At 70.4% G+C, this 12,408-nt stretch carries 13 protein-coding genes; 3 read left to right on the top strand and 10 right to left on the bottom strand.

Annotated elements, in window-relative coordinates; genetic code table 11:
* Window positions 1-18: 18 nt before the first annotated feature.
* Genes VV01_RS07525 through VV01_RS07500 form a run of 6 tightly spaced genes read right to left on the bottom strand, consistent with a single transcriptional unit; the run spans window position 19 to window position 6,195 of the window.
* On the bottom strand, window positions 19-777 hold the full coding sequence (locus VV01_RS07525) for a lysophospholipid acyltransferase family protein (RefSeq protein WP_050669350.1): 759 nt from the start codon (window positions 775-777) through the stop codon (window positions 19-21).
* A gap of 45 nt (window positions 778-822) precedes the next feature.
* Window positions 823-1,989 (bottom strand): alpha/beta hydrolase family protein, encoded by a 1,167-nt coding sequence (locus VV01_RS07520; protein WP_231635181.1) that lies wholly within the window; start codon window positions 1,987-1,989, stop codon window positions 823-825.
* Between the two features lie 19 nt (window positions 1,990-2,008).
* Entirely contained in the window at window positions 2,009-2,809 is an 801-nt protein-coding gene (locus VV01_RS07515; RefSeq protein WP_050669349.1) for a carbohydrate ABC transporter permease, read from the bottom strand.
* Window positions 2,806-3,708 (bottom strand): carbohydrate ABC transporter permease, encoded by a 903-nt coding sequence (locus VV01_RS07510; RefSeq protein ID WP_050669348.1) that lies wholly within the window; start codon window positions 3,706-3,708, stop codon window positions 2,806-2,808. Before VV01_RS07510 ends, VV01_RS07515 begins: the two co-directional genes overlap by 4 nt.
* A 1-nt stretch (window position 3,709) precedes the next feature.
* Window positions 3,710-5,071: an ABC transporter substrate-binding protein gene (locus VV01_RS07505; RefSeq protein WP_050669347.1), complete on the bottom strand. Its 1,362-nt coding sequence runs from the start codon at window positions 5,069-5,071 to the stop codon at window positions 3,710-3,712.
* Between the two features lie 23 nt (window positions 5,072-5,094).
* Complete coding sequence (locus VV01_RS07500) at window positions 5,095-6,195, bottom strand: carbohydrate kinase family protein (protein ID WP_050669346.1); 1,101 nt, start codon at window positions 6,193-6,195, stop codon at window positions 5,095-5,097.
* 138 nt (window positions 6,196-6,333) lie between these two features.
* Between VV01_RS07500 and VV01_RS07495 the strand changes: the two genes are divergently transcribed.
* The 3 genes from VV01_RS07495 to VV01_RS07485 are packed head-to-tail and all read left to right on the top strand — an operon-like array spanning window position 6,334 to window position 9,520.
* Window positions 6,334-7,089: a DeoR/GlpR family DNA-binding transcription regulator gene (locus VV01_RS07495; protein ID WP_050671791.1), complete on the top strand. Its 756-nt coding sequence runs from the start codon at window positions 6,334-6,336 to the stop codon at window positions 7,087-7,089.
* On the top strand, window positions 7,086-8,423 hold the full coding sequence (locus tag VV01_RS07490) for a 6-phospho-beta-glucosidase (protein ID WP_050669345.1): 1,338 nt from the start codon (window positions 7,086-7,088) through the stop codon (window positions 8,421-8,423). Before VV01_RS07495 ends, VV01_RS07490 begins: the two co-directional genes overlap by 4 nt.
* Before the next feature lie 32 nt (window positions 8,424-8,455).
* The gene (locus VV01_RS07485; RefSeq protein ID WP_050669344.1) at window positions 8,456-9,520 is read left to right on the top strand and encodes an ATP-dependent DNA ligase; all 1,065 of its coding nucleotides are present in this window, start codon (window positions 8,456-8,458) and stop codon (window positions 9,518-9,520) included.
* Here the strand turns inward: VV01_RS07485 and VV01_RS07480 are convergent.
* The 4 genes from VV01_RS07480 to VV01_RS07465 form a co-directional block, all read right to left on the bottom strand.
* Window positions 9,517-10,521 (bottom strand): IS481 family transposase, encoded by a 1,005-nt coding sequence (locus tag VV01_RS07480; RefSeq protein WP_050668506.1) that lies wholly within the window; start codon window positions 10,519-10,521, stop codon window positions 9,517-9,519. The genes VV01_RS07485 and VV01_RS07480 overlap by 4 nt on opposite strands.
* An 83-nt stretch (window positions 10,522-10,604) precedes the next feature.
* Window positions 10,605-10,991, bottom strand: coding sequence for a hypothetical protein (locus VV01_RS07475; protein WP_456237223.1), 387 nt, complete (start codon window positions 10,989-10,991; stop codon window positions 10,605-10,607).
* Window positions 10,988-11,830 (bottom strand): hypothetical protein, encoded by an 843-nt coding sequence (locus VV01_RS07470; RefSeq protein ID WP_082220871.1) that lies wholly within the window; start codon window positions 11,828-11,830, stop codon window positions 10,988-10,990. The genes VV01_RS07475 and VV01_RS07470 overlap by 4 nt, the downstream gene beginning before the upstream one ends.
* Complete coding sequence (locus VV01_RS07465) at window positions 11,827-12,378, bottom strand: GNAT family N-acetyltransferase (protein WP_071606528.1); 552 nt, start codon at window positions 12,376-12,378, stop codon at window positions 11,827-11,829. The genes VV01_RS07470 and VV01_RS07465 overlap by 4 nt, the downstream gene beginning before the upstream one ends.
* Between the last annotated feature and the right edge of the window lie 30 nt (window positions 12,379-12,408).

Genomic DNA, 12,408 nt, shown 5'->3' with positions numbered 1-12,408 from the left:
GGGGGATGTGGGAGGCCGTCAGTCGCGAGCGCTGCGCTTGGCCGCCTTGGCTGCCTGTTCGCGCTCCTCGATGACCTTGGCCTCCTCCGCGGTCGGGGCGGTGCCGCCGAGGCGTGCCGGGACGTACTTGAGGTCGTCGCCCTGCAGGGTCGGGTAGGCGTCCTGTGCCGCGTGCAGCATCTGTTCCATGACCGAGCGCAACATCGCCGTCGTCGCGACGGCGTCGACGCCCGGAGCCACCGTGATGGGCTCGCCCACCGTGAGCGTGATGGGTGTGTTCGAACGACCGAGCTGCTTGGGGTGGTCCTTGGTCCAGACGCGATGGTTGCCCCACGCGATCATCGGCACGACGGGCACGCCGGCGTCCGCTGCCATCCGGAGAGCACCCGTCTTGAACTCACGCAGCTCGTACGAACGCGAGATCGTCGTCTCGGGGAAGACACCGACGAGCTCTCCCGCGCGCAGCGCTGTGACGGCCTCGTCGTACGCCGCCGCACCGGCTGCGCGGTCGACCGGGATGTGCTTCATGCCGCGCATGAGCGGACCCATCGCGGGGTGGTCGAAGATCTCCTTCTTGGCCATCCACCGGACGAGCCGCTTGTGGTCGCGGGCGGGGAGGCCGGCGTACGCGTAGTCGAAGTAGGACAGGTGGTTCATCGCGATGACCGCACCACCGGTGGCCGGCACGTGCTGTGCACCGGTGATGGTGAACTTCAGCCCCTGCGCGGCGAACAAGGCGCGCGCGAATCCGATGACAGGCGTGTAGACCGGTTCCATGCGCGTCAGGCTAGAGGACGCAGCCCCCGGCGACACCACGCGGCCTCAGCGGCAGAACTCGTGGACCACGCTCTCCCAGCGCACCGGGTCGACGTTCCACTCGCGACAGTGCCGCGCGACCTTCCAGCGCTCGAACGTGACCAGGTCGGGCCGCGCATCGGCGAGCGCGGCGGAGGGGCCGCACGGCACGAACTCGTCGTCCTCGGAGTGGATCAGCAGGACGGGGTGGCGCAGCTCGTCGGCGCGCGCGACCCAGTTGGTCTCGGCGACGTCGACGGGTTGGGCGACACCGATGACACGACGGGAGACGGTGCCGGACAACAGCTCTCGTCCGAGCGCGGCCAGCGGCGACGGGACCCGGTTGATGTCTGCCTGATGGCTGATCACGTCGCCCCAGTCGATCACCGGGGCGTTGAGGACGACCTTGCTGACCCGGTCCGCGACAGGCGAGCGGTCGAGCGCCTGCAGGACGATCGCGCCGCCCATCGACCAGCCGAACAGGACGACCTCGCTCGCACCGCGGTCGAGCGCGTGACGGATGGCGGCGTCGACGTCCTCCCACTCCGAGAGCCCGAGGTTGTAGCGGCCGTCGGTGCTCGCCGGGCCGTCGATGTCGTTGCGGTAGCCGACCACGAGGCTGGTCAGACCGAGCTCACGCAGGGTGGGCAACGCGCGCAGGCACTCGTCGCGCAGGGCGCCCCTGCCGTGCACGAGGACAGCCCAGCGGTCAGCGCGCTCGCCGTGGCCCGGGACGAGCCACGCCGGGAGGTCACCCACCGGCCCACGCACCGTGATCTCCTGGCACGGGAGGCCGAGCGACTCCGACGGCGGCCCCGCGTAGTAGTAGCCGCTCCACCGGGCCGGGCCGAGCTCGATCGTGCCCTCGTCGACCCCGAGCAGCTCGCGGGTGACGGTGCGGCTCTCGTCGTCCTGCGAGATGATCTCGCCGATCCGCGCGTGGCCGGCGCCGTGGTCGAGCCACAGGCCGTAGCGGCCCGGGGCGAGCGCCTGCTCCTCGCGCTCGAACGTGACCGTGGCGCTGGTCAGGCCGACGATGCGCGCGTCCTCGGGCTGGTCACGCTCAGGGGTGACGATGCGTCGCATGAAGTACGCCGCGACCCCGACTCCGGCGGCTCCGACCACCGTTGCAGCGCCGCCGAGCACGGCGGCCGTCAGGCCGATCGTCTTGGTCAGTCGCCAGGTCTTGAGCACCCGACCATCCTGTCAGGTGTCACTCGCGCACGGACCCTTCGAGCATGCCCGCGATGAAGTGACGTTGCAGGAACAGGTAGACGATCACGACCGGCAGAGCCACCAGCACCGCGCCGGCGGCGAGCAAGGTGAACCCCTGGGTGTACTGGCCCTGGAAGAACGCCAGGCCGAGCGGCGCCGTACGCAGTGAGTCGTCGGTGACCATCACCAGCGGGATGAGGAACTCGTTCCAGGTCCACATGAAGCTCAGCACCACGAACGTCGTCACTGCGGGTCGCGCGGGTGGCAGGAGCACCTTCCACAGAGTGGTCCAGCTCGAGGCGCCGTCGAGGCGGGCCGCCTCGACCATCGAGCGGTGGGTGGTGCGGAAGTACGCGCGCAGCCAGAACGTTCCGAACGCCACCGACTGGGCGATCTGCGGCAGCACGATCGCCCAGACGGTGTCGGTGAGCCCGAGGCTGCGCAGGTCGAAGTACAGCGGTACGACGACGGCCTCGGCGGGCATCATGATGCCCAGCAGGAAGACGTAGAACAGCACCGTGGCGCCCCTAAACCTCATGGTGCCGAGCGCGTATCCCGCGAGCAGCGACAGCACGGTCGCGACCGAGACGACGATGAGCGAGACGACCACGCTCGTACGCAGGTAGGTGCCGAAGTGGCCGACGTCCCAGGCCTCGCGGAAGTTGGCCAGCCCACCCGGAGCGCCGGCGTCGTGCCCGAACGCGGAGACGAGCACCGTGACGATCGGGTAGACCGCGAGCACCGCGAAGACGGCGAGGACGACGTAGTTGGCGACCTGCTCTCCCCTGCCGACCCTCATGCGTCACCTCGTTCGACGAGGCGGGTGATCACGAACGAGATCGCGAAGATCACCACGGTGAGCGTGACACCGATCGCGCAGGCGAGCCCGACGGCCCCGACCTCGAACGCCTGGTGGTAGACCTCGTACGACGGCACGCTCGTCTCGTTGCCGGGCCCGCCCTTGGTCGTGACGTAGACCAGGTCGAACGTCTTCAGCGCCGCGATGACCGTCAACGTCAGCGCGACCGAGATCTCGCCGCGCACGGCGGGCAGGGTGATGGCGAAGAACTCGCGCACCGGGCCGGCACCGTCGAGGCGCGCGGCTTCGTACAGCTGACGGTCGACGCGTCCCATGCCGGCGAGCATCAGCACGGTGACCAGGCCGGTCTCGAACCACGTGCCGATCAGCCCGACGGCCGGCAGCGCCAGTGCGTAGTCGCCGAGCCAGGCTCGCCCGAGGTCGCCGAGCCCGACCGCCGAGAGCAGGTCGTTGAGCGAGCCGTCGGGAGCGTAGATCCGCCGCCAGGCGACCGCGACGACGACCATCGCGATGACCTGAGGGAGGAACACGACGGTGCGGAAGAACGCGAGCCCGCGGACCTTGGCCCGGTTGAGGACCGCCGCCAGAGCCAGTCCGAGCACGAGGGGTACGCCGGCGAAGAACACCATCAGCACCAGCGCGTGCCCGAACGCCGATCGCAGCCCGTCGTCCTGCGCCACCTGTCGGTAGTTGTCGAGGCCTGCCCACGTGCCGACGGTCAGGCCGTCCCAGTCGTAGAGCGAGATCTGGGCGGCGCGGATGAGGGGGTAGAGCAGGAACGCGCCGTAGACGAGGAGGGCGGGCGCGGCGTACAGCCAGCCGATCGTGCGTGGCTCGCCGGGCGGCGCCGATCGGCGGGCGCGGGAGGTGACGCTCACCTCAGCCCTGCGAGGTGAACGCGGCGTAGTCCTTCTGGAGCCTGCTCAGCGTCTGCTCGGGCGTGGCCTTCTGGGCGAGCATGTCCTGCAGCGCAGCACCGATCGTGTCGCTCATCGTCGGCGTGGCCCAGTCGAGGTAAGGCAGCAGACCGTTCGTCGTCGTGGTCTTGTCGAACGCCGAGAACACCTGCTGCCCAAGGGGATTGGGCGCTTTCTGGTCTGCGGTGTCGACGACGGGCAGGTTCTCGGTGGCCGCGATCGTCCGCATCGCCTCGGGCGTGGTGATGAAGTTGATGAAGGCGGCAGCCGCGTCGGGGTTCTTGGCCTTGCTGGTGATCGCGAACGGCTGACCGGAGGCCCCTGTGGTGTACGTCGTCCCCCCTGCCTGCGCAGGCGGCGGGAGCATGAACTCCACGCCCGAACCCATCGCCTTGGAGATGTCGGCCTGCAGCCAGGTGCCGGCGATCAGGTAGAGGCCCTGCCCCTTGGTGAACGACTGCCAGGCCGGGTCGTACCCCTGCCCGTTGAACCCCTTGTTGAGGTAGCCCTTGTCGACCCAGCTGACCAGCGTGCTCGCCGCCTTGGTGTTCTCCGGAGTGGTCCAGGAGGCGCCGGCGTTGCCGAACCCGAGCGCGCGGATCTGGTCTGGCTTGACGTACTGCCCCTGCACGACACCGAACAGGTGCACGGCCGGCCACTTGTCGAGGTTGCCCAGGACCAGCGGCGTCTGGCCCTTGGCCTTGGCGGTGGCGAGCGAGGACTCGAACGCAGCCCAGTCCTTCGGGGGCTGCAGTCCCAGGCTCGTGAGCTTGGACTTGTTGACGTAGATGCCGACCACCTCGCCGACCTGCGGCAGACCGTAGAGGTTGCCGCTGCCGAAGGTCTTGGCGTCCGGTGAGTACGACACGACCGAGCGGACCGACGCCGGGTAGCGCTTGTCCCAGCCGTACGCCTTCATCCACGGGTCGAGCGGGATCAGCTGCTTGGCCTTGACGAACTGCCCCATCTGGGAGCGGGTGTTGTTGGCCTGGACGATGTCTGGTGCGTCCTTGCTGGACAGCCCGAGCCGCAGGGTCTTGGTGAGGTCGTCGAACGAGCGCGACACCCGCTTGATCGTGATGTTGGGGTACTTCTTCTCGAACGCCGCGATCTGCTGGGTGAACTGGGCGTTGCCTCCGCCGCGGACCTCCTGGTCCCAGACGGTGAGGGTGACCGCGCCCATCTTCGCGGGGTCGGTCTGCACCGCCTGTGGCGTCGCGACCGCGCCGGTCTCGTCGTCGCCCCCGGAGCCGGGTGCACAGGCGCTCAGCACGAGAGCGGTGACGGCGGCTGAAGCGGTCGCGATGGTGGCCTGCTGCTTCATGAGGACTCCTTCGAAAGGGGCGATCACACGTCCGAGCGTCGGGCGATGGTGGCTGCCGCACGGCGTACGGCCGACGGCGGGATGGCAGGGACGATGTCGTCGAGGAACTCGAAGCGGCGACGGACGGCGCGCTGCAGCGCCGAGCCACCCGCGCGCTCGCGCTGGGAGTGCCACCAGTCGGCGATGTCGCCCCAGCCCGGCGCGGCGAGCGAGCCGCCGAACTCCTGCACCGCGAGCGAGGAGCACAGCGATGCGAAGTTGAGCCGGTGCCGCAGCTCCCAGCGGGCGAGGGTGCCCAGGGCCAGGGCCGCGCAGAACACGTCGCCGGCGCCGGTCGGGTCGATGGTCGGCACGCGCAGCGCCGGCACCATCGCCTCCTCCCCCGTCGTGCTGTCGATCGCGAGAGCGCCCTGCGCACCGTTGGTGACGACCGCGAGCGGGACGCGGTCGGCCAGCGCGGTGAGCGCGTCGTACGGGGTGCTCGTCCGGGTGTAGGCCATCGCCTCGACCGCGTTGGGCGTGAACGCGTGGCAGCGCTGCAGCTGGTCGAGCGTGGCCGGGTCCCAGGCCCCAGTGCCGTCGAAGCCCACCTCCGCGAACAGCAGCGCACCCTGGTCGCGGGCGACGCTGATCCAGGCGGTGTCCTCCTCGCGCGCGTCGGGCGTCAGGTCGAACAGCACAGCCCGGCTGCGCGGCGGCGTGCCCATCATCGCCGTCGCGGACTCGGGGGCGTCGTGCCCGTGGGTGATCATCCGACGGTCGTCCTCGACCGCCACCGAGACGGTCACCGGTGTGTGCCAGTGCTCGAACCGACGGGACGTGGCCAGGTCGACCTGCTCCTGCTCGGCGAGCGTGCGCCAGCAGAAGTCGCCGTAGTCGTCGTCGCCGAACGCCGCGGACAGCGATGTACGCAGGCCGAGGCGGGACGTCGCGACCGCGAGGTTGGCGGCACCGCCCGGACAGGACCCCATGCCGTCGGCCCAGATCTCCTCGCCGCTGGCCGGCATCCGGCCCAGGCCACTGAAGATGATGTCGAGGAACACCATGCCCTGCAGCAGGACGTCGACCTCGGGGTCGCCGGGGCGACGCAGGTCGGCCAACGGGTCGAACGGTGCAGGCGTCACGACGCTCCTCGCCTCGCGGTGCTGGAGCGGTCGCCGCTGACCGCTCACCGGGTCCTAGGCGATCAGTATTGCGCACGGACGCTCGAATTTGCGTGACTCTGCGCATTTGTGCTTGCTAATGTCCATGCCGTGAAGCAGATGCGCCAGGCAGCCGCGCTGCAGCACCTGCGCACCCACGGCCTGACCGCGGTCGAGGACCTCGCGGCTCGGCTGGAGTCCAGCGCCTCCACCATCCGTCGCGACCTGGCCGAGCTCGAGCGTGCCGGTCGCGTCGTGCGGGTGCACGGCGGCGCCACCGTGCCCGAGGGCGACACGACCGCCGACGAACCCGTGCCGTTCGCCCGCGTCGCCACCCACGAGCTGCGCGCCAAGCAGGCCATCGCCCGCCGCGCAGCCCGACTCGTCCAGGACGGTGACGTCGTCCTCCTCGACATCGGTACGACGACCCTCGCGCTCGCGCACGAGCTGCGGGGACGACGCATCACGGTCGTCACCTCCAGCCTCGCCGTGCTCGACGAGCTGCGTCCGGACCCGACCGTCGAGCTCATCCTGCTCGGAGGCGCGCTGCGTCGGCAGTACCACTCGCTCGTCGGCGTCCTCACCGAGGACGCGCTGCGCCAGGTCCGCGCGACGGTCGTGTTCCTCGGCACCAGCGGCGTCACCGCCGACGGGTCCGTGCTGGACACGACCCTGGTCGAGGTCCCGGTCAAGCGGGCCATGCTCGGCTGCGGTGCGCGCACCGTGCTCCTCGCGGACCACAGCAAGCTCCCCGGTTCGGGCACCCTGCGCGTCTGCGGGCTCGATGCCGTCGACACGCTCGTGACCGACCGGCACCCGCCAGCGGCGACGCTCGCCGCGTGGACCGAGCTCGGCACGGAGGTCATCACCGCATGAGACTCACGCTCCTCGGTGGCGGCGGGTTCCGCGTCCCGCTCGTCCACTCCGCCCTCCTGCGTGACACCCACGACCGACGCATCGACGAGGTCGTGCTTCACGACGTCTCCGAGACACGCCTGGCTGCGGTCGAGCACATCCTGCGGCGGCAGGCGGCCGGTCACTCCGAGCCGCCGCGGGTCCGCACCACCACCGACCTCGACGCCGCGCTCGACGGCGCCGACTTCGTCTTCTCCGCGATCCGCGTCGGCGGGCTGGAGGGCCGCACCGCCGATGAGCGCGTCGCTCTCGACCTCGGCGTCCTCGGGCAGGAGACGACCGGTCCGGGCGGGCTGGCGTACGGCCTGCGCACCGTGCCCGTCGCCCTCGACGTCGCCGAGCGAGTACGACGCCGCGCACCGGCCGCGTGGGTCATCAACTTCACCAACCCGGCCGGGATGATCACCCAGGCCATGCAGACCGTGCTGGGCGACCGCGTCATGGGCATCTGCGACTCCCCCATCGGCCTCGGTCGACGTGCTGCCCACGCGCTCGGGATCGACTCTGCCGCAACGCATTTCGGCTACTCCGGGATCAACCACCTTGGCTGGTTGCACCGGCTCGAGCACCACGGCGACGACGTGCTCCCGCAGCTCATCGCCGACCCCGACCTGCTGCTCACGCTCGAGGAAGGGCGCCTGTTCGGACCGGACTGGATCGCCTCGGTCGGCGCCCTCCCCAACGAGTACCTCTACTACTACTACTTCACCCGCGATGCCGTCGCGGCGATCAAGGGCAGCGCCGAGACCCGGGGCGAGTACCTCCTGCGGTCTCAGGCCGACTTCTACGCCGAGGTCGCCGCCGCGCCCGACCGGGCGTACGACCTGTGGACCGCGACCCGGCGCGCCCGCGACGAGACCTACATGGCCGAGGCCCGCGAGGAGGGCGAGGAACGCGATGCCGACGACATCGCCGGAGGCGGCTACGAAGGCGTCGCGCTCGCGCTCATGGCCGCCATCGCCCGCAACGAGCGCGCGGGCATGCTGCTCAACGTCCGCAACAGGGGCGTGCTCGCAGGGCTCCCCGACGATGCCGTGGTCGAGGTGCCGTGCACGGTCGACGCGAGCGGCCCGCGTCCACTGGCCGCCGAGCCCTTGACCGGCCCCTCGCTCGGGCTGGTCCAGCAGGTCAAGGCCGTCGAGGAGCTCACGATCGGTGCAGCTCGCGAGGGATCGGAATCCCTTGCGCTGCAAGCACTCTCGTTGCACCCCCTGGTCGACTCGGTGACCACGGCACGCACTCTGCTGCAGGGCTACCGCGATCGCATCCCGACGCTGGACGCCGTCTTCCGCTGACGCCTGTCCGTCCGAGTGGTCATGATGGGCGCATGGACCTCCCGATCGACCTCCCGATCACGCCCATGCTGGCCAAGGCGGTGAAGGGCGTACCCGCCGCCGACTCGGTCGAGGGCGGGCTGTCGTACGAGCCGAAGTGGGACGGCTTCCGGGTGCTCGTGCTGCGCGACGGCGACGACGTCGAGCTCGCGTCCCGCGGGTCCAAGCCGCTCACGCGCTACTTCCCCGAGGTGGTCGAGGCGGTGCGCGCGCACCTGCCGCAGCGGTGCGCGCTGGACGGCGAGATCGTCGTACGGTCGGGCGACCAGGGCGCTCAGCGGCTCGACTGGGAAGCGCTCAGCCAGCGCATCCACCCAGCCGCCTCACGGGTCGCGAAGCTCTCCGCCGAGACACCGGCCGAGGTGATCTTCTTCGACGCGCTCGCGCTCGACGACGACAGCCTGCTCGACCAGCCGTTCCGCGATCGACGCGCCCGACTGGTCGCCGCGCTCGACGGCAGGACCTCCGCAACGCCGTTCCACCTGACCCGGGTGACCGATGACCCCGACCTCGCCACCGACTGGTTCACCCGGTTCGAAGGTGCCGGTCTGGACGGCGTCGTCGCCAAGCCGCTCGACGGCGCGTACGAGCCGGGCAAGCGCACCATGCTCAAGATCAAGCACTCTCGTACGGCCGACGCCGTGGTCTTCGGCTACCGCATCCACAAGAGCGGTGAGGGTGTCGGGTCGTTGCTGCTCGGGATGTTCTCCTCGGACGGCCGGCTGATCCCGGTCGGGGGCGCTTCGGCGTTCACGATGGCCCGCCGCCGTGAGCTGATCGACGAGCTCGCCGACCTCGTCGTCCGCGACGACGACGGTGGCGCGCTCACGGGCGAGACCGAGCGTTCCCGGTTCAGCGGGAGCAAGGACGTGTCCTTCGTGCGGCTGAGTCCCGAACGCGTCGTCGAGGTGAAGTTCGACCAGCTCGAAGGCAGCCGGTTCAGGCACGCCGCCGGCTTCCTGCGCTGGCGACCCGACCGCGAACCCGAGTCCTGCCTGATCGACCAGGTCGAACGCGCACCGTCGTACGACCTCGACGCGGTGCTCGGGGCACGCTAGATGTAACTGAGCATGAGGTTGGTGACGCCGGCTGGCAGTCGTGAGGCCGGCGGCTGATCGCCCGCGGCGGTGTGGGGGCGATGGTAGTTGTAGTGGACCTGCCACACCTGGAGCTGGTCGCGACGCTGCTGCTCGGACTCGTACGCGGCGGCGTAGAGGACCTCGTGGGTGTAGGTCTGCTGGTAGCGCTCGACCTTGCCGTTGTGCTTGGGCGTGAACGCCTTGATCCGCTGATGCTTGGCCGCGAAGGAGTGCACGGCCCGGGTGAACGCACTGGCGCGGTAGCAGGACCCGTTGTCAGTCACGATCCGGGTGAAGCGGGTGATGCCGTGCGCGGCGAAGAACACCCGGGCACGGAACAAGAACCCGATCGCGGTGACGGCCTTCTCGTCGTCGTGGGCTTCGGTGTAGGCCAGCCGGGAGAACCCGTCGAGGGCGGAGTGCAGGTAGGTGTACCCGGTGCGGGCGCCACGGGTCTTGGCCCGGTCGGCGGCCTTGGCCTGGGCCGACCCGCGACCGTGCACCCGCCACCCGCCGCCGTCGGGGATGCGCCCGACCTTCTTCACGTCCAGGTGGGTCATGTGCCCGGGGTACCGGGCAGTGATCTTTCCCGGCGCCCGCAACGGTTCCCCGTCAACGTCCAGGTGCCGCAGCCGGTTCAGTCCGTGCCGGACCAGGATCCGGCTGATCGTGCACACCGCGATCCTGACGCCCTGGGCGCTCAGCTCCAGATGGATCCGCCGCGCGGACCACTTGCGTTTGCGCAACGCGATGACCTGTTCCACCACCTGCGGCGGTGTGGCGGTCGGGGAACGGCGGGGCCGGCTGGTCCGGTCGTGCAACCCTTCGTCGCCGTGCTCACGCCACCGGGCGTACCACTTCGACAAGCACTGCCGCGAGACCGCGGCCTCCGCTGCGACGTGCGCGATCGGGCGGTGCTGGCACCGGCGCACCAGGCGACGACGTCCTTCGAACGACAGGGCGGCTTTACTGTGGGGCATAGGGCAGGTTCCTTCGGCTGACTCGACGTGATGAACGGCTTGACACCTTCATCCTGTCGCCGCAGGGACCTGCCCGCCCTTAGCTACCCGGCCGTGTCACCAACCTCATGCGCCGCAACAGCTAGACGGGCAGGCGGTGCGGACCAGGCGGGATCCGTGAACGAGACCGGCTTACCGTGGGCACGGGCGTGGGCGATCTCCCTGCGAGTGGACTCGCCGACATAGCCGCCGGGGTTGACGACCAGGACCCGGTCGGCGAGGTCGATCTTGCTCAGGTGGAGCGCGTCCAGCACGGCCTTCTGATCGTCGGTGACCGGACCGTCGGCCTCGCCGGGCGCGAGGGCGATGACGCCGGCGAAGGTCAGGTCGCGGTGGGCGGCCCGCATCTCGCGTGCGAACCGGGCCGAGCCGCAGATGCAGACGATCTCCGGTCGGTCTGCTCCCGATGGGCGTTCGCTGCGGGCCGTCACAGTGCGACGTGCCCTTCGGCGAGCACGGGTCCACGCGCGGACGCTCGCTGGTAGCCCTCGGGAGTGCCACGCCGGGTGCCGGCGCAGCCGGAACGACCGCACTCGCAGGCGAACTCGACCGACGGCAGCACCGCGATGCCTGCGGCCTCCCGCCACAGCAGGCCCTGCTGCACGAGCGCGGTGTTCTCGTAGGCGCGTTGGGCACGCAGCGGCCCGCCCTGCTCGAGGCGGCGGGCCTTCTGCAGCACCGTACCGAGCGCGCCGACGACCTCGTCGTGGACGGCGTCCCAGTCGGGTCGGTCGTCGACCTCGATGCGGGGACGGCCGGTGGCTTCGAGCGAGGCCCGCAGCCTGCGGAGCACCGCGGCGTCCCGCTGCGCCAGACGCTCCGCCCGCGCCTGACCGGCCGCGTCGTTCGCGGCTGCGGCCCGGTCACGTCGTACGCGTGCCGTACGGGCCGCACCCGCGACCAGCCACACCGCACCGGGGACGCCGTAGGACGCCGCACCGGCAGGCGACAGCTGTGGGCCCTCGACCACGACAGGCACATCTCCGGCCGTGCGATCACGAATGTCGTTGATCACCAGGGGAATTCGCTCTGCGCACACGCGATGCCACACCTCGACGGCGTGATCGGTGCCGAGGGCGAGCTGGTCGTCGAGCGGCTCGAGAGGGCTCATCAACGGCAGATGTGCGTAGGTGAACGCATCGATGTGCTGGCACGGCAGGTCGTAGCGTCGAGCGATGCGGTCGGCGATCGTGGTCTTGCCGGCGCCGTGCATCCCACCGATCCAGATCATCGGCGGTGCCGGCAGGTACGCCGACGCGGCGCCGATCACAGCACGAGCTCCATCACCGGACGCGCGGGGCTCGTACGGCCGATCTCGGTGAAGCCCGCGGCGATGAACGTCGACAGCGCGCCGTGGAACAGCTCGCCGCTCGCCACCGAGCCCGAGCGGGAGTCGACGTCGACCGGGTGGCCTTCGACGGTCGTCGCACCGTGCTCGCGCGCGAGATCGACCGCAGCGCCCAGCAGGGCTGCTGTGACACCCCGGCGTCGACGGCCGACCTTGACGACGAAACATGTTGTGCGCCAGACCTTCTCGCTGACCGGCCGGTCACGGACGTCGGCCAGCGCGGCGCTCGAGATGAGTCGTTCGTAGGAGCCCAGGGGCCCGACGGCCAGCCAGCCGATCGGTTGTCCACCGCCGTACGCGAGCACTCCGAGCGGTCGGGGTGAGGCGGCGACCTGAGCGCGCAGTGCCTCCTGGTTGGCGACCCGGTCGCGGGTCAACGACCGTGAGGCGAAGAACTGGCACCAGCACCACGCGGCGTCACCACGTTTCCCGAACAGTGCCACCAGGTCGTCCCAGCGGTCCTGGGTCATGGGTCGGATCGTCAGGTCGTCCACCTCGAG

The organism is Luteipulveratus halotolerans, assembly GCF_001247745.1.
In the GTDB taxonomy this organism is placed as follows: domain Bacteria; phylum Actinomycetota; class Actinomycetes; order Actinomycetales; family Dermatophilaceae; genus Luteipulveratus; species Luteipulveratus halotolerans.
The sequence above is the reverse complement of the archived record's forward strand: the minus strand, read 5'-3'. Positions and strand labels throughout refer to the sequence as shown.